Consider the following 23,445-nt stretch of genomic DNA (forward strand, 5'->3'; position numbering starts at 1 on the left):
CCGGCCGCGCACGGGCGACCGCTGTTCGTGGCCACTGTGCGAGAGGCGGGCTTACGGCGCTCCGGTACGCCCGTTATCGTGTCCTCCATGCGTTTCGGGGTGCTCGGGCCGCTGGCGGTATGGGCTGACGGCGGCGAACCGGTGCCGATCCCCGGGGCCAAGGTGCGGGCGTTGCTCGCCGTCCTGCTCATGCACGACGGACGGCCGGTGCCCGCCGACCGGCTGATCGACGACCTGTGGGGCGACGACCCGCCCGGCAACCCGCCGGGCGCGCTGTCGGCGAAGGTGTCGCAGCTGCGCCGCGCCCTGGAGGACGCCGAACCCGGAGCCAGGGGCCTGGTCCGTTCGCACCCGGCCGGATACGTCCTCCAGGTCGAGCCGGACGCGGTCGACGCGCGCCGCTTCGAGACGCTGCTCGCGCGGGCCGGGCAGGCCGACGCCGCGCTGCTGGCGGGCGCCCTCGCGCAGTGGCGCGGAGCCGCCTACGCCGACTTCGCCGACGAGCCGTTCGCCCGCGCGGCCATCGCGCACCTGGAGGAGCGGCGGCTGGCCGCGCAGGAGGACCTGGCGGAAGCCCGGCTGGCGCTCGGCGAGCACGGCCCGCTGGTGAGCGAGCTCGGCCGGCTCGTGGCCGAGCACCCGCTCCGCGAGCGGCTGCGCGCCGCCCACATGCGCGCCCTCTACCGCACCGGACGCCAGAGCGAGGCCCTCGACAGCTACGCCGACCTGCGCGCCCGGCTGGCCGACGAGCTCGGCCTGGACCCCGGCCCCGGCCTGACGGCGCTCCACCAGGCGATCCTCACCCAGGACCCGGCCCTGGCCGGCCCGTCAGGGCGCCCGCGCACCAACCTGCCCGCCCTGCTCACCGGCCTGATCGGCCGGGACACGGCCGTCGCCGAGGTCCGCGCCCACCTGGCCGCCGACCGCCTGGTGACGCTCACCGGGCCGGGCGGCGTGGGCAAGACCCGCCTCGCCCTGGAAACGGCGACCCAGCTGGCCGGCACCTTCCCCGACGGCGTGTGGCTGGTCGAGCTGGCCGGAACCCCGGGCGGGGCGGTGGAGCTGGTCGAGGTCGTGATGGCCGCACTGGAGATCCAGGACGGCGGCGGGCGCGCCGAGGAGCGGCTCGTCGCCGCGTTGCGGGCCCGCCGGCTGCTGCTCGTCCTCGACAACTGCGAACACCTCGTCGAGCAGGCCGCCGAGCTGGTCGAGCTGCTGCTGAAGGGCGCTCCCGACCTGCGCGTCCTGGCCACCAGCCGGGAGCCGCTGGCCGTCGCGGGCGAGGTGGTGTGGAGCGTCCCGCCGCTGGAGGTGCCCGGCCCCGGCGCCGACCCGGCGACGCTGGGCGAGTACGGCGCGGTGCGGCTGTTCACGGCCAGGGCGTCCGCCGCCGCGCGGGACTTCACGCTGGACGCCCGCACCGCCGGCGACGTCGCCACCCTGTGCAGGCGGCTCGACGGGATCCCGCTGGCCCTGGAACTGGCCGCCACCAGGGTCCGGGCGCTCGGCGTGGACGGGCTGGTCGCCAGGCTCGACGACCGCTTCCGCCTGCTGGCCACCGGCTACCGGGGCGCCCCGCCGCGCCAGCAGACGCTGACCGCGATGATCGACTGGAGCTGGGGGCTGCTGACCGGGCCGGAACGGCTGGCCCTGCGGCGGCTGGCCGTCCACGCCGACGGCTGCTCGCTGGCGGCGGCCGAGTCCGTGTGCGCCGACGCCGACCTGCCCGCCGCCGACGTGCTGGATCTGCTGGCCCGCCTGGTGGACCGGTCCCTGGTGGTGGCCGTCCACGGCCCGGGAGGCGTCCGCTACCGGCTGCTGGAGTCGGTGGCCGCGTACTGCGCCGAGCGCATGCACGAGGCGGGGGAGTACGAGCAGGTGCGCAGGCGCCACCACGCCTACTACACCGACCTCGCCGAACGCGCCGACCCCCACCTGCGCGGCCCCGAACAGCGGGAGTGGCTGCGCCGCCTCGACGCCGAGTCCGCCAACCTGCGCGCCGCCCTTGACGGCGCGGTCGCCGACGGCGACGCGGGCCTGGCGCTGCGCCTGACGAGCGCCCTCGCCTGGTTCTGGTTCCTGCGCGGACGTCTCACCGAGGCCCGCCGCTCCCTGGACGCGGCCCTCGCCCTCACCGGATCTCCGGGCGACGCCGCCGTCCGGGCCCGGGCCGCGGCCTGGCAGGAGGGGATCGCGGTGCTGCAGGGAGACCGCACGGAGCGGGCCGCGCTGCGCTCGTTCGAGGGGGCGGGCGACCCTGTCGGCGAGGCGATGGCGGCCTGGTTCCTGGCGTACGGGCAGCTCGACGCCGGCGAGCTGGCCAGCGCGGACGAGCTGCTGCAACGGGCGCTGGCCGCGTTCGAGGCGGCCGGAGACCGGTGGGGGATCGCCGCGACCCTGGTCACCCGCACCAAGCTCGCCCACATCAGGGGCGACCTGGAAACGCTGGAGCGCGACGGCGAGCGCGGAGCCGAGCTGTTCGCCGCGCTCGGCGACCGCTGGGGGGAACTCCAGGCCGCCGCCTGGCTGGGCGCGCTGGCCGAGATGACCGGCGACCACGAGCGGGCCGTGCGCCTGCACACGGACGGGCTCCGGCTGGCCGAGGAGCTGGGCCTGTGGCCGGAGGTGGCGGGGCGGCTGGCCTGGCTCGGCTGGCTCGCGTTGCAGCTCGGCGACCACGTCCAGGCTCGCGACCTGTGCGAGCGTGGCAGGCGGCTCGCGGCCGAGCAGGGTCTGCGGCCGGCGGAGATCTTCGCCGAGATGGGGCTGGCCTTCGCCGCCAGGAAGGGCGGCGACCTCGACACCGCGCAGGCGCTGCTGCGGCGGATGCTGGAGTCGAACCCGTGGCAGGACGGCGAGCAGATCCCGCCGCACCTGCCGATGATCACGATCGAGCTGGGGTTCACCGCCGAGCTGCGCGGCGACCCCGCGTCGGCCCTCGCCCTGCACCGGCGGGCGTTCGCCATGGCCTGCGAGCTGGACGCCCCCCGCGGCCAGGCCCTCGCCATGGAGGGCCTGGCCGGAGCGGTGTCACTCGCCGGCGACCCGGCCCGAGCCGCGCGGCTCCTCGGCACGGCCGCCGCGGTCCGCGACGCGGCGCTGCTGCCGCTGGGGCCGGACCAGCGCGACGACGTCGACCGGATCACCGGGCGGGTGTCGGCCGCCCTGGGACAGGACGCCTTCGCGGCCGAGTACGAGACGGGCCGCAAGCTGACGCCGCACGACCACGCCCAGCCGTCATGACACCTGAGGCCGGTACGACAGGACGACGACGCCCGAGCTGAACGTCCTGGTGCCCGACGGCGTCAGCGTCGCCCTGGTGCCCGGCCGGAACAGCGGGTCGCCCTTCCCCTTGATCACGGGGTACACCCAGATGTGGTACTCGTCGAGCAGGCCGTGCTCCATCAGCGTGTCGGTGAGCCTGCCCGTGCCGTACATCAGGATGTCGCCGCCGGGCTGCCGCTTCAGCGCCGCCACCTCGTCGGCGACCTCGCCCTTGAGGACGGTCGCGTTCCACCCGACCTCACCCAGCGTCGAGGACACCACGTACTTCGGCATCCCGTTGATGCGGTCGGCGAACTCGCCGGGCACGGACGGCCACGCCTGGGAGAAGCCCTCGTAGGTGACCCGGCCCATCAGCAGCGCGTCGCTGCCGCGCAGCAGGTCGAAGCCGAAGGCGCCGCTGTCCTCGGTCGCGTGGCTGAGCGACCACTCCTGGGGGTTGTCGATGTAGCCGTCCAGGGTCGTGTAGACCGTGGCGATCACTCGTCTCATGGTGTTTCTCCTTGTGCGTTGTAGGGGTGCTTCGTCCTGGCGTCCCTGAGCGCTCTGGCCCACCAGGTGAGCTGGTCGAGGGTGGCTCTGACCGTGTCCTCGCCGTCGCCCGGCCTGGGCCAGCTCCCGTCGGGGGCGAACCGGTTCCAGTAGCAGGGCAGGCTGACGGCGTCCCGGATCGGGACGGCGTGCAGTTCGACGAACACCTGCCGCAACTGGGCGACCGCGTGCAGGCCGCCCGACTCCCTGCCGTACGCGACGAACGTGACGGGCTTGGCCTGCCACTCCTCGTGGAACCAGTCGATGGCGGTCTTGAGCGGCGCGGGGAAGCTCAGGTTGTACTCCGGGGTCACGACCACGAACGCGTCGGCCGCGGCGAGCCGCGGGGCCAGGGCCTGGACCTGCGGGGGCAGGCGCTCGTCCTGGTCGGCGAGGGTGTCGGGGAGGTCGGCCTCGGCCAGGTCGACGAGGTCGACGTCCAGCTCCTGGCGTCTCCTGGCGCGGCAGGCGAACCAGCCGGCCACGGTGGGCCCGAAACGCCCGTTGCGGGTACTGCCGATGATGACGGCCACCCGCAGCCGATCGTCCGCCATCTCCGTCTCCTTCGCGGTCGTGATCCCGGTGCGTTCACGATGCCGTGAGGCGTTTACGGTTTGTTGCTCACGGATTTACGGCCGCGCTCCGCCGTCACGGCGAGCCCAGCGCTCCGTTTTGCGGCCGCGCTTCGCGGCGCGGAACTCAGCCGTCACGGCGGGCCCAGCGCTCCGTGAACAGCCTGCCGGACGGCGGCCGGCCCGGCAGCGGCTCGTCGTGGACCGCGCGCAGGCCGTCGACCGCGATGGCGACCACGCGCCTGCGGGCCTGCGCCGCGGCCTCGGCGAGGTCGTCTTGCCCCTGCTTGCGCAGCTGGTCCACGAAGGGGGACGCGCGGAGCTGCTCGATCAGCAGGGAGACGTCGACGGCGGTGACGCCGGGCCGCAGCACGCCCGCGTCGCGCGCCCTGGCGACCAGCGCGGCCACCAGCTCGGTCGAGCGCTCGTACTTCGCCCCCATCTCCTCGGTGACCTCGATCGTGCCGGCGATCGGCGCGAGCGAGCCCTGGCCGAACTCGACGCAGGCGACGACGAAGCCGGCCAGCCCCGCCCACGGGTCGGCGGCGGCCAGGCCCTGCTCGGCGGCCTCGTTGTGGTGGTCGAGCGAGAGCACTGACAACCGCTGGAACAGCTCTTCCTTGGTGCGGTAGCGGCGGTAGAGGCTGCCGATGCCGACCCCCGCCCGGGTGGCGATGGCCGCGACCGAGGCGTGCGCGCCGTCGGCGGCCAGCACCTCGCGGGCGGCCTGCAACAGCGCGCGGTCGTTCCGCTCGGCCTCGGCCTGGCGCGGGGCGCGGCGCCTGCGTTCGCTCACGTCCGCCATCCTAGCGGCGGCGGAGCGAATCGCTCCGCCGTCGGCAACGCATAAGCGCTGCGCAAGGCGGGTCAGACCGTCGGGCGGGTGGACGTCGTGGAGGCGATATGCGGCCGACGCTACCGAGCCGCGCGGCCACGAACCGCAGGCCGCGCGAAAATGTTTACTCATGCGCAAAGTCGCGTCAAGCCTTGTCTTTGCGTGCAGTATTGGGCATCGTTGATCACAACGACCCCCAGCGATTGCCGTCCGGCCGCACAGTGTGGTGCGGGGAGCACAGCTCGACGACTCAACGTGATGGAGCGTTTGACAGAGCATGGATGATCTCCGAATTGCCGCCATCGGACTGGGACAAAGGCGCAGCCTCGCCGTCGCCGCCCACCGCGAACCAGGCCGCGGATCGCGCATCACCGCCGTCTGCGATCTGGACGAGACCACCCTCCGCAAAGAGGCCGACTTCTTCGGCGCGAACGCCGCCGAGACTGACTACCGCCGCCTGCTGGACCGCGACGACATCGACGCGGTGCTGGTGGCGACCCCCGACCACACCCACGCCCGGGTGGCCATCGACGCGCTGAGCGCCGGCAAGGCCGTCTACCTGGAGAAACCGATGGCGACGACGGTGGCGGACGCCGACGCAGTGTTGCGCGCCGCCAGGGAGTCAGGCTCCCGGCTGTACGTCGGGCACAACATGCGGCACATGGAAGTGGTGCGCCTGATGCGCCGGCTCGTGAGGGAGGGCCGGATCGGCGTCCCGAAGGCGGTGTGGATCCGCCACTTTGTGGGCCACGGCGGCGACTACTTCTTCAAGGACTGGCACGCCGAGCGGTCCAAGGTCAACAGCCTGCTGCTGCAGAAGGCCTGCCACGACCTCGACGCCATGCACTGGATCGTCGGGGGCTCCACCGAGGAGGTGCAGGCGATGGGCGGGCTGACTGTCTACGGCGACCTGCCGCGGCGCGAGGCGGGAGTGCCCAAGCCGGAGACCTGGCTGAGCAAGGAGTACTGGCCGCCGTCGAGGCAGCGCGAGCTCAACCCGGTGATCGACGTCGAGGATCTCGCGCTGCTCAACCTGCGCCTGGACAACGGGGTGCTGGCCGCCTACCAGCAGTGCCATTACACCCCTGACTACTGGCGCTCCTTCACGGTGATCGGGGACGCCGGGCGGCTGGAGAACTTCGGTGACGAGCCGGGTGGCGTGATCCGGGTGTGGAACACCGGCCGCCGCAACTACGACCCGTCCGGGGACGCGGAATTCCCCATCCCCGGGCCGGTCGGCGGGCATGGCGGGGCGGACGCGAAGGTGATCGAGGAGTTCGTCCAGTTCGTGCGCGAGGGTGGGCCTACCGACACCTCGCCGGTGGACGCGCGGATGGCGGTGGCCGCCGGTGACCTGGCAACCCGCTCGCTGCGGGACGGCGGGGCCGTCCTGCGGGTGCCCGAGCTGCAGGGATCGCTGCGGGCCTACTTCGACAACGGGCAGGTGGAAGCGGCGTGAGCGGGCGTCAAGACCGGTTCGACCTGAGGGGAAGGGTGGCGCTGGTGACCGGCGCGGCCGGGGGTGTCGGCCGGGTGACGGCACGGCGGCTGGCGGCCTCGGGCGCGGCGGTGGCAGTCACCGACATCGACGAGTCCGGCGCGGTCGACCTCGCCAAGGAGATCACCGCCGACGGAGGCACGGCGATCGGCCTGCGGCTGGACGTCACCTGTACCGAGAGTGTGTCCGCGGGTTTCGCCACGGCCGCGCAGAAGCTGGGCGCCCCGGTGGACGTGCTGGTCAACAACGCCATCGTGGCCTGCCCGGTGCCACCCCGCTTCCACGAGGCGCCGCAGCTCCTCTGGGACACCGACCTCGACGTGATCGTCAAGGGCGCGGTGCGCTGCGCGCAAACGGCACTGCCCGCCATGATGGCCCGCGGCGACGGCGTGATCGTGAACGTCGTCTCGGTGAACGCCTTCGCCTTCTTCGGTCACCCCTCCTACAGCGCCGCCAAGGCGGCGATCGTCTCGCTGACCCGCTCGCTGGCCGTGGAGTACGGCGGGCACGGCATCCGGGCGAACGCGGTCAGCCCCGGGACCATCCGTACCCCGGCGTGGGACGAGCAGATCGCCAAGAACCCGGCCACCTTCGAGGCGCTCAAGCAGTGGTACCCGCTGGGACGGATCGGGGAGCCGGACGATGTCGCGACGTCGATCTGCTTCCTGGCCTCCGACAGCGCCGGCTGGATCACCGGGTCGGTCCTGACGGTCGACGGCGGGCTCACCGCGGGCAACGCCCTGATGGCCCGCTCCGTCGAAGGCAGCTGATCACTGAAGAACACCCACGCGCGCGCCGGCGAGAGGGCCACGTCGGCGCGCGCGTCGCGCCATCAGCCCACATGGCCCGTCAGGAAAGGACGCAACACATGCGCGTCATGCATCTGGTGCAGTGCGGCCCCACGACCGGCGGAACGGTCAGCCACGTCGCCACCCAGGTGACCCACCAGATCGCCCGCGGACTGAAGGTCGGCGTGGTAGCCGGAAGCGACGGCGTCCTGACCGAGCACTGCCGCAGAGCGGGCGCCGACGTCTTCGTCGACCCGACCCTGTTGCCGGTGCCGACTCCGGGGCAGTTCGACGACCCCGCCGCCCTCTTCGAAACGGGCGCCGCCTGGCGGCCGAACCTGATCCACGCCCATTTGATGCACGCCGGCTTCCGTGGCAAGGAGCTCTCCACGACGATCGGGACGCCGCTGCTGTACACGCAGCACATGTACAACCCGGTCGACCCGTTCCTCCAGGCCGCTCTGGCCACGAACGCGGAGTTCCCGGTCATCGCCGTCGCCGAGTTCGCTCAGAGAGCCATCGGCAAGTTCCTCGGTGACGCGGGCCGCGTCCACTACGTGCCGAACGGTGTCGACGTCCCCGCCGCGTCGAGCTTCAGGCTGGAGCCGGCCTCGGGGCCGCAGGTGCTGTACTGCGGCCGCCTGTCGCCGGAGAAGGGCGCGGATGTCGCGATCCTCGCGTTCGAGCTCATGCTCGGCCAACGGCCTGGCGCGAAGCTGCACCTCGTGGGGACGGGCCCGGACGAGACCCTTCTCCACAGGCTGGTCGCCGCCCTCGACATCGCCGAGCACGTGCGCTTCTACGGCAGTGTGTCAGGCGCCCTGACCGCCGAGATCAGCGCGGACGTGCTCCTGGCGCCGTCACGGGGCGACGCGGCCAGCCTCGTCATCCTGGAGGCGATGGCTTCTGGGATCCCGATCGTGTCGACGGCGGTGGGCGGCATCCCCGAGTTGGTCCGGCACGAAGTCGACGGCCTGCTGGTCGCCCCGGACAACCCGCACGCCCTGGCGGAGGCCGCGCTGAGCGTCCTGGCACGGGAGGACCGTGGCGCTGGCATGGCCGGCCGCGCGCGCGACCGATACCAGGAGCTGTACACGGCCACGCGGATGGTGGAACGCACCTGCGCTGTCTACGAAACCGTCGCGCGGTGAGCGGGCACCGTGGCAGAAGGCGGTTGATCTGGCAGTCCACCGCGCTGGTCGTCCTGCTGGCCTCGACCTGGCTGATCGTCGAGGCCTCCCTGCGCGATGCGAGCACCGCGATCGTGTCGGCCGGCCGTACCGGATTCACCGTTCTGGGCCTGCTGGCGCTCACCCGGTGGGCGCCCGCCGGGGCCGCACCGGCCACGAAGGCTACGAACGACACGAGGTACCGGTGGTGGCAGGTCGTGTTGCTCGCGCTGACGGGCGTAACCGCCTACACGGTGCTCTCGACCGTCGCGATCAGCCTCGCCGGACCGGCGCTGCCCGCGCTGGCCCTCTCGCTCACCCCGGCCGTGGTTCTGATCGCCGAGAGCGTCCTGCTGCGCACGTGGCCTCCGCCGCGCACCATCGCCGGAACGATGATCGCGGTCGCCGGCGCCGCGCTCTACACGATCCCCCGGCTGGCGGGGACGCTCGGCGACGACGTTGCGCTCGGGTCGCTGGTCGCGCTCGCGGCGATGTTCTCCATGTCCTTCTACGGCCTGTACTTCAGCAGGACGAATCGCGGTTACCAGGGCGCGATGGCGCCGCGCATTCTGCCGATCTTCGCGGTGGGGACGATCCCGCTTGCCGCGTGGGCGGCGGCGGACGTCGCGGCGGGCGAGCGGGTCAGCTGGGCGGCGCTGGGCATGCTCGTCGTGCTGGGCATCGTGATCTATGTGCCCGCCTACCTCCTGCAGCACCGCATCCTGCTGACCGGCGGGCCGTCCTACTCTGCCCTGCTCGGCCTCGCCGTACCGCCGCTGGTGGGGGTCAGCTCGGCGCTGTTGCAACTCGCCGGGGCGCCCACGCCGATGCAGATCGCCAGCATGGGGCTCACGCTGGCCGGGATGGCTCTCGTCATCCGGAGCAAACTCGCGCAGACGAAGGAGGGCAGGCCCACCCGCGTCACGCTGTCGCGGCCGTCAGATGCCTGATCACGACGTAACACCGCGACTTCGTGACGCAGGACCAAGAGCTCCACCTCCTTGGACGCATCACTCCGCGCGAGCAACACCAGCCACAGGTCAACGTTCTCGGGCCCCTCCCGGCCGCCGAGCGACAAGTGACAGGACGAGCGAGAGGACGAGGAGGACGAGCCCGGCCGCGGGAGCCTGCGCGAGGGCGGCGGAGGCCCCCCACGCGTCGGCGGCGCGCCCGGCGAGGGACGCCGCCAGTGCCGAGCCGGCCGCACTGGCAGAGTTGTTCCAGGTGAAGGCCTGGGTGAGGACGGCTGGATGGACGGCCTTTTCCGTGAGGACGTTCAGCAGGACGAGTGTGGGCGGTATCGCCGCTTCCGTGACCACCACAGCCGCGCCGAGCCAGACGGCGGAGGGCGCGAGGGGAAGCAGCAGTGCCGTGCCTGTCAGATAGGTGGTGGCGATGATGAGTTGGCGGTGTGGTGGGGTGGGGTGCCGTCGCAGCCCGTAGAGCCAGCCGGAGAGCAGCCCGCTGAGGCTGGAGGCGGCGATGATCGGCGCGGCCGTGCCGGGAATCGCATGGCTGATGGCGAAGGAGCTGATAGAGACTCCCATGGTTCCGAAGTACAGTCCGATGGCCAGGTTGAGCAGGGCGAGGAGGAGGAAGGCCGGCTGCAGCAGGGTCCGTCTGGTGCGGGCGTGTTCGGCGTGCTCGTGGGCGGGCGGGGGCGCGGTGCGGCCCTGGGCGGCCAGCGCCCCTCCGCCGCCGAGGATCAGGGCCGCGGCAATGGTGCTGGCGAGGGTCGCGTCGCCGACCGCGCCGAGCGAGGTGACCAGGACTGGCCCGAGGAGGAAGGCGGCGGCGTTGGCCAGGGATTCCAGGGAGAAGGCGGTGGGCAGTTCGTCGGCCCGTTCGCCGCGCAGCAGGTGGGCCCAGCGGGCTGCGGACAGGGCGCCGAGCTGGGGAACGACCGCGCCGGCGCAGGTGGCGGCGCTGATCGCGGCGGCGGGGGTGGTGGATGCAAGGACGCCGGTGATGGCGGCGCCATGGGCGAGAAGGGAGAACGGCAGGACGCGGGTCTGGCCGAACCGGTCGACCAGACGGGCTACATGCGGGCCGATCAGGGCCTCGGCGAGGGCGAATCCGGCGGTGGCCAGGCCGGCGGTGCCGTAGGAGCCGGTGCGGGCGTGCAGCAACCAGAGCAGGCCGAGGCCGGTCATGGCGATGCCGACGCGGCCGACAGCGGCGGTGAGGAAGAAGGCGGCGGCGCCCGGGGTGCGCAGCAGCGGACGGTAGCCGGTAGCGGCGTGGGGCATGAGGGTGTCCTTCATCGCCGCCCGGCGTGGCGAGCCACCTGGGGTCGCCGGCGCCTGAGTGATGCAGAAAGGTGCGGCCCGTGGCCCGCCGGAGGACGTCCATGACTGCGGCGGGACGGGACACGCGCCCTCGCCGCCGCCCTGACACCGAGCGGAGGAGAAACGTGGCGCCCAGGCCAAGGCGGGTCCGGGCAACTGGGATAACCCTAGCAAGACGGCAAGGCGCTTCAGTATGTCTAGGCCGTGTTTGATAAGGCGTTGAGCCACTGGTTGATCGCAGCGATGATGACGACGGCTTCGTAACGTACGGCGAGCTTGTCGTAACGGGTTGCCATGCCGCGGTTGCCTTTGAGCAGGGATGCCGCGTGCCACGGCGTGGCGCAGCCGGTAGAGCGCAGGGTCGAAGGCGGGCGGGCGGCCTCCCTTCGATCCCTTGGCCTTGCGGTGGGCGTCCTGGTCGGCCTTGCTCGGAATGCACGCCTTGACCCCATGCCGGCGCAGATGAGTCCGGTTGGCCTTGCTGGTGTAGGCCTTGTCGGCCAGGACCCGGTCCGGACGGGTCCTGGGACGGCCGCGCCGATGCGGGCCACCCGGATCTTGCCCAGCACCGGAATAAGCTGCGGGCTGTCGCCCCGCTGCCCAGCGGTCAGCTTGCGGCCCTGCTCACAGGCCAGATGCGTCTTGGTGGTCAGCCCGCCGCGCGAGCGGCCCAGCGCATGGTCGCCCGGCTCGTCGTGCACCCCGCCGGGCGGTTCCTTCTGCAGGTGACCCTGTCGGCGTGCTCCGGCCGCGTGCTGGTGAGCCCGGGTGATGGTGGAGTCCACGCTCACCGTCCAGCCGATCTTCCCGGCGGCGTCCGCACACGCCTGCAACGCCGCCAGGATGTGGGCCCAGTTCCCCGCACGCTGCCAGCGGCGGAACAGGCCGTACACGGTGAACCAGCGGCCGTAGCAGGCTGGCACGTCCCGCCACGGCGCCCCGGTCCGGATCCGCCATCGGATCGCGTCGATCAACTGCCGCCTGCTCCACTTCGGCGGACGCCCCTTGCCCGATGCGGCAGGCGGATGCGGCTCCAGTGCCGCCCACTGCGCGTCGGTGAGGTCGTGCCGCCTCGTCACCACTACGCCGGCCACGAGGTCTCCGGTATTTCGTTCTTCTTGGTCGTTGAACCAACTGCCGGAGACCTCTTCGTTCAACGATCAACGACACACCGTAACCGACCAAGCGATACACAACGCGGCGCTGTGTCAGACGCACCCGTCCAACGTGGAGTTGCGGCCGTATCGAAATTCACGCTCGCCGATCGCCACGGCGCATCCTTCCGGCAGCACCGGAGGGGCCAGCTCAGGCAGGGCGACGCCGGCCCAGTCAACCCGCGCTTGAATGTCCTCGGGAGTCTCCAGCGCGGCCTCGTACACATCCGCGGCCAGCTCTTCCCAGATTGCGCCCTCGCCCATGCCCTCGTACCGCCCTCCGGGCTCCGGCAGGCCACCGGCGGCTTGTGCGTCCTCGGTAAAACAAATCGCCGTCAGCCCTGGCACCTTCACCGTCAGGAAGGGATACAGGTCTTTCTCAAGGATGAGCTCCCCGTGACGGTAGACCCTGGCGACGCACCAATCAGATGCACCAGCCGCCCACGATCCGGTGCGAACGTAGTAGGAGACTGCGGCGTCGAGCTCCGACACAGTGCGGCACACGTCGATGTGCTCCCAGCCACCGCCGCCTTGCCAGAACGCACCCTCGAACATGTAGAAACTGTGCATGCCAGCCTCCCGATCGCCCAGGTGAACACCGGGAACCCTACCGACCTTCAACAGCCGGCGATCAAGGTTGGAAAGCTTATGAAACACGGCCTAGCCCCGATCTTTCTCGATCTTGATCTGATTGGCTGAAGGGTTCGGCTGGAGGTCGATTTCCTCGCTGTGGTCAGCGGCTGGTCGTCCGCCGGATGCGCGGCCGCGCCGTTACGACGGCACTCGACGGGGTGACCGCCGCCGTCCCACCAGGGCGGATCACCGCGTTTGGCCTGTTGGCTGCCGCAGGACCCGGCGCACGGATTCCTCACCACTTCCGTCCGCGCCGAGATCGCCCACACAGGCACGCGTCTGGGCGTCACGGGGCCCGGTAGTAATGGCGCAGGATCCAACAGATACGCCTCTCACCTGCGCTTATGCAGAGATCCCGGGCTGGTGGGGCAGACCTGAGCCCTGCCTATCAATGCAGGCCAGAGGCGTATCTGTTGGTTCTTCGGCCGAAGCTACTGAGTCAGGTGCCGGTCCCTATGGCGCGCGAACCCGGCAAGCCCGACACTGGTCGCAAACGGCGGACTCGGCGGAGGCGGTGGGATGACGGCGGACATCGAACGGCCACGGGCCGCGCAGCCCGAACGGCGGCCGGAACTGGACGCGCTCCGCACCCTGGTGGTGGTCGGGCTGGTCTTCTTCCACTCGGCCCTGGTCTTCGACACCCGGGACGACTACTACGTGAAGAACGCCGAGACCACCGGCGTCACCACGGTCCTCGCAGGGCTGGGTGTGATCTGGGCGATGCCGCTGCTCTTCGTGGTCGCGGGGCTGGGCTCGTGGCACTCGATGCGCCGGCGCGGCCCCGGCGGGTTCGCCGTGGAGCGGCTGCGGCGGCTGGGGGTGCCGCTGGTGTTCGCGACGATCACGATCATCCCGGTGCCGCAGTGGTTACGGTTGCGCGGCGAGCCCGGACACCTCGAGTCGTATCTGGAGTTCCTGCCGCGCTTCTTCCGCGTCCACGTGGACCTGTCCAACTTCCCGTTCGTCCTGCGCGGCGAGTACTTCGAGACCGGTCACCTGTGGTTCGTGGTGCTGCTGCTCGCGTTCTCGCTCCTGCTGGCCCCGCTGGTCCGCTGGCTGCCCCGGGAGAGCGCCCGCCGGATTCGCGGGCGGCTGGCCGGGGCGCTGGCGGGGCGGCGGGGCGGTGTGCTGCTGCCGGCCGTCCCCGTCGCGGTCCTGAGCGCGCTGGCGGGGCTGGAGGAGGGGTTCGCGGCCTGGAGCCGCTGGGCCTACCTGCTGTTCTTCCTGTACGGGTTCGCCCTGGTCACCGACGAGCGGTTCCGGGCGGCGATGCGGCGTGACGCGGCGCCCGCCGCCGTGGTGGGCGTGGCCCTGGTGGCGGTGGGCATGCCGGCCTTCCTGGTCGCGGGCGGCGACCCGTTCACGGACCTGACGCCGCTCGCCATCGGCGCGCGCACCCTGTACGGGGCCGCCGGATGGAGCTGGCTAGTGGCGATCCTGGGCCTGCTCGACCGCCGCCGGACGACCAGGGAGCGGGGCGGGAAGCCGGGCGGCGGCCGGGCCCGCCGGGTGTACGCGTACCTGGCGGCGGCCGTGCTGCCGATGTACGTCCTGCACCAGCCGATCGTGGTGGCGGTCGCCTACGGCGTGGTCCGCTGGGACGCGCCGATGGCGGTCAAGTACGTCGCGATCGTGGCGGCGTCACTCGTCCTGACCCTCCTCGCCTACGACCTGCTGGTACGGCGCACGTGGGTGACCCGGTTTCTCTTCGGCATGCGGGCCTAGGTGTTTAGGCGCCTCCAACGGTGCGATACATCCATGACAGCAATCGCCGAAAGGGGCAGCTGGTGATGGATCAGCGATGGCGATCAGGCAGGCCGCACGTCGTGGTGCTGGGGGCGGGCTTCGCCGGCCTCAACGCGACCCGCGAGCTGGCCCGCGGCGGCGCCCTGGTCACGCTCGTCGACAGGAACCCCTACACCACGTTCCAGCCCCTGCTCTACCAGGTGGCCACGGCCGGCATGAGCTCCGGGGACATCACCTACCCGACCCGGGCCTTCGCCGCCGCGTACCCGACCGTGCGGGCGCGCAGAGCGGCGATGACCAAGCTGGACCCCATCGAACGGCGGATGGACCTCGACGACGGCACCAGCCTCGACTACGACTACCTGGTGCTGGCCACCGGCGTCACCACGAACTGGATCGGCGTGCGGGGCGCGGAGGAGAACAGCCGGCCGATCTACTCGGTCGCCGACGCCGTCGCCCTGCGCGGGACCCTGGAGAGGTGCCTGGAGGAGACCGCGACGGGCAGGCGGCCGAGCACCCACGTGGTGGTGATCGGCGGCGGGGCCACCGGCGTCGAGATGGCCGGCACCCTGGCCGAACTGCGCCGCCGCACGATCCCGCTGACCCACCCCGAGATCGCCCCCGAGCAGACGAGCGTCACGCTGGTCGAGCGCTTCGACTACGTGCTCGCGCCGTACAAGCCGCGCCTGCGCGCCGCGGCGGCCCACGCGCTGAGCAGGCGGGGGGTGCACCTGCGGCTCGGCAGCACGGTCGCGGCCGTCGAGCCCGACGCCGTCGTCCTGGCCGACGGCACCCGCCTGCCGAGCGACGTCACCGTGTGGGCGCTCGGCGTCGCCGCGCCCAAGGAGGCCGGACACTGGGGGCTGCCGCAGGGTAAGGGCGGCAGGATCGCGGTCTCCGAGGCGCTCAACGTCCGGGAACACCCGGAGATCTTCGTGGCGGGCGACCTCGCCGGGCCGCCCGACCCGCTGCCGCAGCTGGCGCAGCCGTCGATCCAGATGGGCAAGCACGCGGGCAGGCAGATCCTCGCGGCCGCCCACGGTCACCCGGTCGCGCCGTTCAGATACCGCGACCCCGGCATCATGGCCACGGTCGGCCGGGCCGAGGCGGTCCTGCAACTGTCGAACGGCTGGACCTTCCACGGGCTGCTCGCCTGGCTGGCGTGGATCGCCCTGCACATCGCGTACCTGCTGGGCGGCAGGAACCGGACGAACGTCCTGATCAGCTTCCTGTGGCGGTACTTCGGGCCGCGCCGCAGCGCCGCCTCGGTCGCCGAGTGACCCTACTCCTCCAGCTGGCGGCGGTGGTGGACGTGCGGGTAGTGCAGGTCGAACGCGGGACGTTCCGACCGGATCGCGGGCATCGAGGTGAAGTTGTGCCGGGGCGGCGGGCAGGACGTCGCCCACTCCAGCGAGTTGCCGAACCCCCACGGGTCGTCCACGGTCACGCGCGGGGCCCGCCGCGCGGTGAGCCAGACGTTGAAGAGGAACGGCAGCGTCGAGGCGCCGAGCAGGAACGCCCCCACGGACGAGATCTCGTTCAGCGTGGTGAAGCCGTCGACCGCGCTGTAGTCGGCGTAGCGGCGCGGGAAGCCGAGCACCCCCAGCCAGTGCTGCACCAGGAACGTGGTGTGGAAGCCGACGAACAGCATCCAGAAGTGGATCTTGCCGATGCCGTCGTGCAGCATCCGGCCGGTCATCTTGGGCCACCAGAAGTAGAAGCCGGAGAACATGGCGAACACCACGGTGCCGAACACCACGTAGTGGAAGTGCGCGACCACGAAGTAGGTGTCACTGATGTGGAAGTCCAGCGGCGGCGAGGCCAGGATCACCCCCGTCAGCCCGCCGAGCAGGAACGTCGCCATGAAGCCGATCGCGAACATCATCGGCGTCTCGAAACTCAGGTGGCCTCGCCACATCGTGCCGACCCAGTTGAAGAACTTCACCCCGGTCGGCACGGCGATGAGGAACGTCATGAACGAGAAGAACGGCAGCAGCACCTGCCCGGTCGCGAACATGTGGTGCGCCCACACCGTCATCGACAACCCGGCGATCGCGATCGTGGCGGCGACCAGGCCGATGTAGCCGAAGAGCGGCTTGCGGCTGAACACCGGGATGACCTCGCTGATGATGCCGAAGAACGGCAGCGCGATGATGTAGACCTCCGGGTGGCCGAAGAACCAGAACAGGTGCTGCCAGATCATCGGGCCGCCGTTGGCGGCGTCGAAGACGTGCGTGCCGAGCTTGCGGTCCGACTCCAGCACGAGCAGCGCGGCCGCGAGCACGGGGAAGGCCAGCAGCACCATCATGCTGGTCAGCAGCACGGTCCAGGTGAACAGCGGCAGCCGGAACATCGTCATGCCGGGCGCGCGCATCGCGATGATCGTGGTGAAGAAGTTCACCGAGCCGAGGATCGTGCCCAGCCCGCTCATCACCAGACCCATGATCCACAGATCGCCGCCGATGCCCGGCGAGTAGATGGCCGTCGACAGCGGGGTGTAGGCGAACCAGCCGAAGTCGGCGGCGCCGCTGCTGACGGCGAAGCCGCTCAGCACGATGAGCCCGCCGAACAGGAACAGCCAGTAGCTCACCATGTTGAGCCGGGGGAAGGCCACGTCGGGCGAGCCGATCTGCAGCGGCATGACCACGTTGGCGAAGCCGGCGAACAGCGGGGTGGCGAACAGCAGCAACATGAGGGCGCCGTGCATGGTGAACAGCTGGTTGTACTGCTGCGCGCTGACCAGCTGCAGGCCCGGCTCGAGCAGTTCGGCCCTGATCACCATGGCCATGAGGCCGGCGACGAGGAAGAACCCGAACGAGGTGATCATGTACAGGTAGCCGATCACCTTGTGATCCGTCGACGACGCCCAGTCGGCGATGATCGTCCGGATCCGGCGAGGCGGAGCCGGCGCGGTCAGCGGCTCGCCGGCCGACGGCCTGTGGATGGTCACCTGGATTCCCCCTCCGCCCACGCTGGCGGCAGCGCGATGACGCGAACGCATGCCGTACGCGCATGACTACCCGCTGTAGGGTCGGAATAGCCCCACGGATTGGCTGGGGAGTGACCAGTCGGCTAGGGGGGACTGGACCGCCTCAACAGCGGCGACCAGCTATAGAGGTCAAGCGACGGCGCCGCCATCGGGGGAGCAACTGGGAGATCGGGTACGGCGCCCACACCTTGCCCAGGCGCCGTTCGCGCTCGGATCCGGGGAGCACACTCTGACCGTCGAGTTCACAGGGGACGGCTATGAGCCGTCCACATCATCGACTGGCCCGTGATGGACCGGCACCGCGACGCCATCGTCGCCAGGATCGTCGCGACCCGCGAAGCGGTGGCCGCCAGCCACGCGGCCACCGCTTCGCTGCGGGACGGGGGACGAGTCATTGACGTCGCTCCCGTGGACCCGAAGGTGGCCGCGTACTTCGCGAGCGGCCAGAAGTGGGCCGGCCATAGGGCTGACAGGGGTTCGGCGCACCCTCACGGACTCCGCGCAGAGCTCCGACGTCGGTCTCGCCGGTGGTCGCCGGGCAGCACCGGTGACCACCGGCGACGGGCGCGATCACAGGGGCGACGACGTACTCCCGCGCTCGATCAACCGCGTCTCGAGCTCGACGCGGGGAGCCCGGACCGCTTCGCCGGCCATCAGACGCAGGAGCGTGTCGGCGGCCAACTCGGCCATCTCACACACCGGTTGACGAACCGTGGTGAGCGCCGGACTGAGCCAGCACGCCTCTGGAAGGTCGTCGAACCCCACGACGCTGAGATCGCGCGGAATCCGCAGCCCTAGTTCGGCTGCCGCATCGAAGATCCCGAGCGCCATGCGGTCGGAGCACGCGAAGACGGCCGTCGGCGCGTTCGGGAGTTCCAGCAGTTCCCTGGCCGCCTCGGCCGCTCCCCGACGGCTCCAGTTCCCGTGGCGCACCAGTTCGGTGGAACTCTCATCGAGACCATGGGCCGCAAGGACCGAACGGAATCCGTCGAGGCGTGCCTGACTGTAGCGGTGATGCGCCACGCCTCCGATCGCGGCGACGCGCGTGTGTCCCAGAGTGATGAGATGCTCCGCGGCCTGCCGGCCGCCGGTCCAGTTGGTCGCGCCCACCGTCGGGATCCCGGTGGGCAGCGGCCTGTGCGGGTCCAGCGCGACCAGGTGGACTCCGGCCGCGGCCAGCCGGCGATGCTGCGCGGCCGTCGGTGTGACGAGTGCGATCACCGCCCCCCGGCTGCCCCGGGCGATCAGGCGCCGCACCCAGTCGCGCGCGTCCGGTTCCGCTTCTCGGGCGACCACGACGACCACGTCGTGACCCGTCCTCGACAGCGCCCGCTCGATCCCCGAGAGCATGACGTTCGCCCAGGTTCCCTGGACGCCGGAGACGACCAGGTCGACCAGACCGTCCAGCGCCGAGGCTCCCTCCGGAACCGTCAGCGTGTATCCAGCCTCATGGAGACGGGCCGCGACGGACTCGCGGACGGCCGGCGAGACGTCGCTCCGCCCGTTCAGCACCTTCGACACGACGGTGACGGGTACGCCCGCGGCTCGGGCGATCTGGGTGAGCGTCGGTGATCCCGGCGGCCTGCGCCACGCGCGCTGTTTCACGCCTCCAGCATGCAAGACCCCGGCGATGTTGCGCAACTTTTCGCCCTGGTGGCATAGAGGCAGCCTGAGGTAGCTTGCCAATACAGCTGCGTGCGGCAGAAGAAGTTGCGCAACTATGAAGAGAAAAGCATGCCGAACGATCTTCGAAGCGGAACCGGGAGGACCTCGATGCCTGAACCACGGAAACGGGCGCTCGTCGTCCGCGGTGGCTGGGACGGCCACTTCCCGACCGACGCCACCGAACGCTTCATCCCGTTCCTGAAGGAGCACGGATACGAGGTCATCGTCTCCGAGGACCTCGACAGCTACACGGACGCGGCGCTCCTGGCCGGGACCGACCTGATCCTCCAGTGCTGGACGATGGGTTCGCTCGACCGGGACCATGCGCGGGGACTGCGCGGCGCCGTCGAGTCCGGTGTCGGACTCGCCGGATGGCACGGCGGGATCGTCGACTCGTTCCGCGCGTCGACTGAGTATCTCCAGCTCACGGGCGCCCAGTTCGCGGCTCATCCCGGCGGCGTCCATCGTTACACCGTCGATGTCGTGCCCGCCCGGAGCGATCACGAGATCGTCAGGGGTCTGCCCGCGTCCGTCACCGTCGAGGATGAGCAGTACTGGGTGCTGTCCGACCCTCACAGCGAGGTACTGGCCACGACCACCGTGCCGGTCCGTGAGGGCGACCCGTGGGGCGCGCCGGTCACCTTCCCCGCCGTCTGGACCAGGCGTTGGGGAGCGGGCCGCGTCTTCGTCTGCACTCCCGGCCACCAGCCGCCCACGCTCGACGTGCCTGAGATCCGCACCATCATCGAGAGGGGCCTGCTGTGGGCGAGCCGTTGAACGTCGGCGTGGTCGGTGCCGGAAACATCAGCGGCGCGTATCTGAATACGCTCGGTGCCCTGCCCGACCTGAGAGTGGTCGCCGTGAGCGACCGCGACCGGCGACGCGCCCTCGCCGCGGTGGAGACAATGCCCGGATCGAGATCCGTCACGCTGGACGAACTGCTGGCCGATGAGGAGATCGACGTCGTCCTGAACCTGACAACGCCTGGAGCCCACGCGGAGGTCGCGCTGGCGGCGCTCGCCGTGGGCAAGCACGTGTACGGCGAGAAGCCGCTCGCGGCGAACCCGGCCGACGCGGCGGCGGTGGTCGAGGCGGGGAACAGGGCTCGGCTGCGCGTCGGGTGCGCGCCGGACACGGTGCTCGGCACCGGCGTCCAGACCGCGCGCAGGACCATCGAGGACGGTCTGATCGGGACGCCGACCTCGGCGACGGCGACCATGGTCGGCTTCGGCCACGAACGCTGGCACCCCGACCCCGAGTTCTACTACTTGCCCGGTGGCGGGCCCCTGCTCGACATGGGCCCCTACTATCTGTCGGCCCTCGTCCACCTGCTCGGACCGGTGAGGTCCGTCGCGGGCTTCGGCGGCAGACCTCGCCCGTTACGGACGATCGCGACGGGTCCGCGAGCGGGCACGGCATTCGAGACGAGCGTCGACACGCACGTCACCGGCATCCTGGAGCACGAGAACGGCGCGCTGACGACCCTGATCATGAGCTTCGACGTGGCGGCCTCGAAGGCGTCCCATATCGAGGTCCACGGCAGCGCGGGGTCGCTCGTGGTCCCGGATCCGAACCGCTTCGACGGCGACTGCGAGATGTGGAACCCTGGCAGCGGCGGTTGGCGCGTGCTCCCGCCGTCCGCGGGATATGTCGGGGCACGCCGAGGGTTCGGTCTCGCGGAGATGGCCCGGGCGATCCGTGAGGGTCGGCCCCATCGGGCCTCCGCCGACCTCGCCTACCATGTCCTCGACTGCTCGTACACGTTGCTGGAGGCGGCGGACAGACGCACCACGCTGGACGTGCGGAGCCGATGCGAGGTGCCACCGCTCGTACCACTGAACGAACACGGATTCGGTCCGGCGCCGAGCCAGTAGTAAGTGCGAGCGCCACTGCGTTCCGCGGTCAACTTCCATGACCAGTGCGTGGCATTCTTGGGCATCTCCTCCAGCGTCGCGATCACGACTTCCTCCACGTGATCGACGCTGATGATGAGCGGTGTCAACGGCCACGAGGATGCCCGGGTAGATGGTCTTGGGTTCTCTCGGCTGGTGGCCATCACAAATGGCTCTGGCACAAAGATCGTGATGCCGTAACGCTACGTGTCCGTGATCGCGAGGCGACGTCGTCGCCGGCTACGGCACGACCACTCGCCCCAGACCAGCTCGGCCAGGCGACGTGGGCTGACCAGCGTCGCGGGCAGGTTGGTGACGTCCAGCACCGCGGCCCTCGGCAAGGGCTTCCAGCGCAGGTCATAGAAGTGGCGTTCGACTAGGAAGACCTGCTTGAGGGGCCTCCGTGCACGTGCCGGGTCCGCTGAAGATCGCCCATGCGCGGAAAACGGGGCTAGCCCCAGTGGGCCGGGCGGGTGAGCGCGGGCGGCAGCTTGGTGGCCGAGTCGCCCTTCGCGGCGTTCAGCTGCGACTGCGTGAGGAAGATGCAGCCGGTCAGGTCGGCCCCGCCGAGGTCGGCGCCGCGCAGGTCGGCTCCGATGAGGTCGGCCAGCCTGAGGTCGGCCCCTCTGAGATCGGCGCCGATGAGGTAGGCGCCTCTCAGGTTGGCCCCGCGCAGGTCGGCGGCCCTGAGCTTGGCGCCGATGAGGTCGGCGCCCCTGCGCTCCTTCCTGCGGCCCCCGGTTCCGGCCCGGACCAGCTCGCTCGTGCGCAGCAGCAGCTCGTTGACCTCCTGGCGGAGCGCGGGGACGTTCAGTTCGAGGAGGGAGTCGGGGGAGCCGTGCGTGAGAGCTTCGACCTCGTCGCGCCGGGCCCGGATCTCGGGGTGCAGCCCGGCGGCCGGCCGCAGCGACAGCGCCTCGGTCAGGTACCAGAGCAGCTCGTGCAGCTGCCGGACGACCGGGAACACCTTGAACATCTGGCCGGCGGCCTCCGGGAAGCGCCGCCAGTCCTGCCCGGCGAAGGTCACCTGCGACACCTGCTGGCCCGCGCCGAAGCAGTCGTAGACGACACAGCCGGGGAAACCCCGCTCCCTGAGGTCCTGGTGGATGCCGCAGCGGAAGTCGGTCCGCAGGTTGGGGCAGGGGCGGCCCGCGTCCTTGTCGATCGCGAAGTCGGCCGAGGCGGAGAAGGGCAGCGCGACGCAGCACAGGCCGAAGCAGCTCGCGCAGTCGGCTCGCAGGCTGAGCGCGGCGCTGTCGGATCCGTGCGTAGCTGCCACCGTGTGGTCCCCTCGTGCGTTGCGGACGGCTCTCCTGACCTCCGAGGTTACTGCCAGACGCGAGGACGCCGGTGCGGGCGGCGCGCCGCATATCTTTTCGGGGGCATGTCACACTCTGGGGTCTACGCCGCTCTCATGAGGTGATCGTGACGTCTGCGGTAGGAGGAGCGCCCATGTCCGATATATCGGGGGAAGGGGCGACGCGGATCTTCGTCGACCACCGTGAGCTGTTGTTCTCCATCGTCTACACCATGCTGGGCAGCGTCGCCGACACGGAGGACGTCCTGCAGGAGACGTGGCTGGCGTGGACGCCCCGGGCGCGTTCCGGCGAGCGGATCGACAACCCGCGCGCCTACCTGGTGCGGGTGGCGGTGAACCGGGCGCTGGCCAGGCAGGCCGGCATCAGCCGCCGCAAGGAGGAGTACGTCGGGCCCTGGCTGCCGGAACCGCTCCTCACCCCGCCGGGAGGCGAGCCCGTCGCGGGTGACGCCGGGGATGCGGTCGTGCGGGCCGAGTCGGTGTCGATGGCGCTGCTCGTGGTGCTGGAGACGCTCACCCCGCTGGAGCGCGCCGTGTTCGTGCTGCACGAGGTGTTCGGGTACGCCCTCAGCGAGATCGCCGGCATCCTCGAGCGGAGCCCCGCGGCGGTCAGGCAGGTCGCGCACCGGGCACGGGAGCACGTCCAGGCCCGGCGTCCGCGCTATCAGGCCGATCCGCGCCTCAAGCGGGAGGCGACCGAGCGGTTCCTGGCCGCGGTCGTCGGCGGCGACATCAACGCGCTGATGGAGATCCTGGCGCCGGACGTGACCATGTGGGCCGACGGCGGCGGCAAGGCGCCCGCGGCGGGGCTCTGGCCGGTCCACGGCAGCGACAAGGTGGCCCGCCTGATCATCGGGAACGTGTCCAGGCGCCCCATCCCGGATCTCGGCATCCGCATCCGGCAGGTCAACGGCGACCCGTCGGCGCTGCTGCTGTCGGGTGACACCCCGTACGCGGTCATCGTCCTCGACCTGACAGCCGACGGGGGCCGGGTGAGCGGCATCTACGCCGTCACCAACCCCGACAAGCTCACCCGCATCGGCCGGGGCAGCGGAGCCCCGGAGGGGTGAGCCGGGCGTTCCCGC

Annotated in this window: 19 protein-coding genes and 1 pseudogene; 10 read left to right on the forward strand and 10 right to left on the reverse strand. The window is 71.2% G+C overall.

Annotated elements, in window-relative coordinates:
* Positions 1–87: 87 nt before the first annotated feature.
* Positions 88–3,243 carry an AfsR/SARP family transcriptional regulator gene (locus ABT294_RS14665; RefSeq protein WP_350806025.1) on the forward strand — a complete coding sequence of 1,052 codons (3,156 nt, stop codon included), beginning with the start codon at positions 88–90 and terminating at the stop codon, positions 3,241–3,243.
* On the opposite strand, the gene ABT294_RS14670 is transcribed toward ABT294_RS14665, so the two are convergent.
* The 3 genes from ABT294_RS14670 to ABT294_RS14680 form a co-directional block, all read right to left on the reverse strand.
* Positions 3,238–3,774, reverse strand: coding sequence for a dihydrofolate reductase family protein (locus ABT294_RS14670; RefSeq protein WP_350806027.1), 537 nt, complete (start codon positions 3,772–3,774; stop codon positions 3,238–3,240). The genes ABT294_RS14665 and ABT294_RS14670 overlap by 6 nt on opposite strands.
* The gene (locus ABT294_RS14675; protein ID WP_350806028.1) at positions 3,771–4,367 is read right to left on the reverse strand and encodes an NADPH-dependent FMN reductase; all 597 of its coding nucleotides are present in this window, start codon (positions 4,365–4,367) and stop codon (positions 3,771–3,773) included. The genes ABT294_RS14670 and ABT294_RS14675 overlap by 4 nt, the downstream gene beginning before the upstream one ends.
* Before the next feature lie 145 nt (positions 4,368–4,512).
* A complete protein-coding gene (locus tag ABT294_RS14680) occupies positions 4,513–5,181 on the reverse strand; it encodes a TetR/AcrR family transcriptional regulator (protein WP_350806029.1) in 669 nt (222 codons plus the stop codon).
* Positions 5,182–5,497: 316 nt separating this feature from the next.
* On the opposite strand from ABT294_RS14680, the gene ABT294_RS14685 reads away from it, so the two are divergent.
* From ABT294_RS14685 to ABT294_RS14700, 4 genes are all read left to right on the forward strand, one after another.
* The gene (locus ABT294_RS14685) at positions 5,498–6,679 is read left to right on the forward strand and encodes a Gfo/Idh/MocA family protein (RefSeq protein ID WP_350806030.1); all 1,182 of its coding nucleotides are present in this window, start codon (positions 5,498–5,500) and stop codon (positions 6,677–6,679) included.
* Positions 6,676–7,488, forward strand: a complete 813-nt coding sequence (locus ABT294_RS14690; RefSeq protein ID WP_350806031.1) for an SDR family NAD(P)-dependent oxidoreductase — start codon at positions 6,676–6,678, stop codon at positions 7,486–7,488. Before ABT294_RS14685 ends, ABT294_RS14690 begins: the two co-directional genes overlap by 4 nt.
* Positions 7,489–7,586: 98 nt before the next feature.
* On the forward strand, positions 7,587–8,657 hold the full coding sequence (locus ABT294_RS14695; RefSeq protein ID WP_350806033.1) for a glycosyltransferase family 4 protein: 1,071 nt from the start codon (positions 7,587–7,589) through the stop codon (positions 8,655–8,657).
* Entirely contained in the window at positions 8,654–9,625 is a 972-nt protein-coding gene (locus ABT294_RS14700) for a DMT family transporter (protein WP_350806035.1), read from the forward strand. Before ABT294_RS14695 ends, ABT294_RS14700 begins: the two co-directional genes overlap by 4 nt.
* A 90-nt stretch (positions 9,626–9,715) precedes the next feature.
* Here the strand turns inward: ABT294_RS14700 and ABT294_RS14705 are convergent, their stop codons facing one another.
* The 3 genes and pseudogenes from ABT294_RS14705 to ABT294_RS14715 form a co-directional block, all read right to left on the reverse strand.
* A complete protein-coding gene (locus tag ABT294_RS14705) occupies positions 9,716–10,924 on the reverse strand; it encodes an MFS transporter (RefSeq protein WP_350806036.1) in 1,209 nt (402 codons plus the stop codon).
* A 236-nt stretch (positions 10,925–11,160) separates the two neighbouring features.
* Positions 11,161–12,057: pseudogene (locus tag ABT294_RS14710) on the reverse strand (IS5 family transposase).
* Positions 12,058–12,171: 114 nt separating this feature from the next.
* Positions 12,172–12,687 (reverse strand): hypothetical protein, encoded by a 516-nt coding sequence (locus ABT294_RS14715; protein WP_350806037.1) that lies wholly within the window; start codon positions 12,685–12,687, stop codon positions 12,172–12,174.
* 582 nt (positions 12,688–13,269) lie between these two features.
* Between ABT294_RS14715 and ABT294_RS14720 the strand changes: the two genes are divergently transcribed.
* Together ABT294_RS14720 and ABT294_RS14725 are read left to right on the forward strand one after the other, a co-directional pair.
* Entirely contained in the window at positions 13,270–14,475 is a 1,206-nt protein-coding gene (locus ABT294_RS14720) for an acyltransferase family protein (RefSeq protein ID WP_350806038.1), read from the forward strand.
* Positions 14,476–14,540: 65 nt separating this feature from the next.
* Positions 14,541–15,776, forward strand: a complete 1,236-nt coding sequence (locus ABT294_RS14725) for an NAD(P)/FAD-dependent oxidoreductase (protein ID WP_350806206.1) — start codon at positions 14,541–14,543, stop codon at positions 15,774–15,776.
* 2 nt (positions 15,777–15,778) lie between these two features.
* Here ABT294_RS14725 and ctaD read toward each other — a convergent pair whose 3' ends face one another.
* Positions 15,779–17,413 (reverse strand): aa3-type cytochrome oxidase subunit I, encoded by a 1,635-nt coding sequence (ctaD, locus tag ABT294_RS14730; RefSeq protein ID WP_350806208.1) that lies wholly within the window; start codon positions 17,411–17,413, stop codon positions 15,779–15,781.
* A gap of 642 nt (positions 17,414–18,055) precedes the next feature.
* On the reverse strand, positions 18,056–19,090 hold the full coding sequence (locus ABT294_RS14735; protein ID WP_350806040.1) for a substrate-binding domain-containing protein: 1,035 nt from the start codon (positions 19,088–19,090) through the stop codon (positions 18,056–18,058).
* Positions 19,091–19,258: 168 nt separating this feature from the next.
* On the opposite strand from ABT294_RS14735, the gene ABT294_RS14740 reads away from it, so the two are divergent.
* Positions 19,259–19,927: a ThuA domain-containing protein gene (locus ABT294_RS14740; protein ID WP_350806041.1), complete on the forward strand. Its 669-nt coding sequence runs from the start codon at positions 19,259–19,261 to the stop codon at positions 19,925–19,927.
* Complete coding sequence (locus ABT294_RS14745; protein WP_350806043.1) at positions 19,912–21,024, forward strand: Gfo/Idh/MocA family protein; 1,113 nt, start codon at positions 19,912–19,914, stop codon at positions 21,022–21,024. The genes ABT294_RS14740 and ABT294_RS14745 overlap by 16 nt, the downstream gene beginning before the upstream one ends.
* A gap of 221 nt (positions 21,025–21,245) precedes the next feature.
* On the opposite strand, the gene ABT294_RS14750 is transcribed toward ABT294_RS14745, so the two are convergent.
* On the reverse strand, positions 21,246–21,383 hold the full coding sequence (locus tag ABT294_RS14750) for a hypothetical protein (RefSeq protein ID WP_350806044.1): 138 nt from the start codon (positions 21,381–21,383) through the stop codon (positions 21,246–21,248).
* A 110-nt stretch (positions 21,384–21,493) separates the two neighbouring features.
* On the reverse strand, positions 21,494–22,321 hold the full coding sequence (locus ABT294_RS14755; RefSeq protein ID WP_350806046.1) for a pentapeptide repeat-containing protein: 828 nt from the start codon (positions 22,319–22,321) through the stop codon (positions 21,494–21,496).
* A gap of 173 nt (positions 22,322–22,494) precedes the next feature.
* Here ABT294_RS14755 and sigJ point away from each other — a divergent pair, with 173 nt between their 5' ends.
* A complete protein-coding gene (gene sigJ / locus ABT294_RS14760; protein ID WP_350806047.1) occupies positions 22,495–23,430 on the forward strand; it encodes an RNA polymerase sigma factor SigJ in 936 nt (311 codons plus the stop codon).
* Positions 23,431–23,445 lie beyond the last annotated feature (15 nt).

Source organism: Nonomuraea sp. NPDC000554 (assembly GCF_040300065.1).
Lineage (GTDB): Bacteria > Actinomycetota > Actinomycetes > Streptosporangiales > Streptosporangiaceae > Nonomuraea.

Bases quoted from the DNA above. Each gene is read 5' to 3' on its own strand.
- ABT294_RS14670 (WP_350806027.1), bottom strand. From the start codon at position 3,774: ATGAGACGAGTGATCGCCACGGTCTACACGACCCTGGACGGCTACATC.
- ABT294_RS14665 (WP_350806025.1), top strand. From the start codon at position 88: ATGCGTTTCGGGGTGCTCGGGCCGCTGGCGGTATGGGCTGACGGCGGC.
- ABT294_RS14675 (WP_350806028.1), bottom strand. From the start codon at position 4,367: ATGGCGGACGATCGGCTGCGGGTGGCCGTCATCATCGGCAGTACCCGC.
- sigJ (WP_350806047.1), top strand. From the start codon at position 22,495: ATGTCCGATATATCGGGGGAAGGGGCGACGCGGATCTTCGTCGACCAC.
- ABT294_RS14685 (WP_350806030.1), top strand. From the start codon at position 5,498: ATGGATGATCTCCGAATTGCCGCCATCGGACTGGGACAAAGGCGCAGC.
- ABT294_RS14715 (WP_350806037.1), bottom strand. From the start codon at position 12,687: ATGCACAGTTTCTACATGTTCGAGGGTGCGTTCTGGCAAGGCGGCGGT.
- ABT294_RS14725 (WP_350806206.1), top strand. From the start codon at position 14,541: ATGGATCAGCGATGGCGATCAGGCAGGCCGCACGTCGTGGTGCTGGGG.
- ABT294_RS14695 (WP_350806033.1), top strand. From the start codon at position 7,587: ATGCGCGTCATGCATCTGGTGCAGTGCGGCCCCACGACCGGCGGAACG.
- ABT294_RS14720 (WP_350806038.1), top strand. From the start codon at position 13,270: ATGACGGCGGACATCGAACGGCCACGGGCCGCGCAGCCCGAACGGCGG.
- ABT294_RS14705 (WP_350806036.1), bottom strand. From the start codon at position 10,924: ATGCCCCACGCCGCTACCGGCTACCGTCCGCTGCTGCGCACCCCGGGC.
- ABT294_RS14740 (WP_350806041.1), top strand. From the start codon at position 19,259: ATGCCTGAACCACGGAAACGGGCGCTCGTCGTCCGCGGTGGCTGGGAC.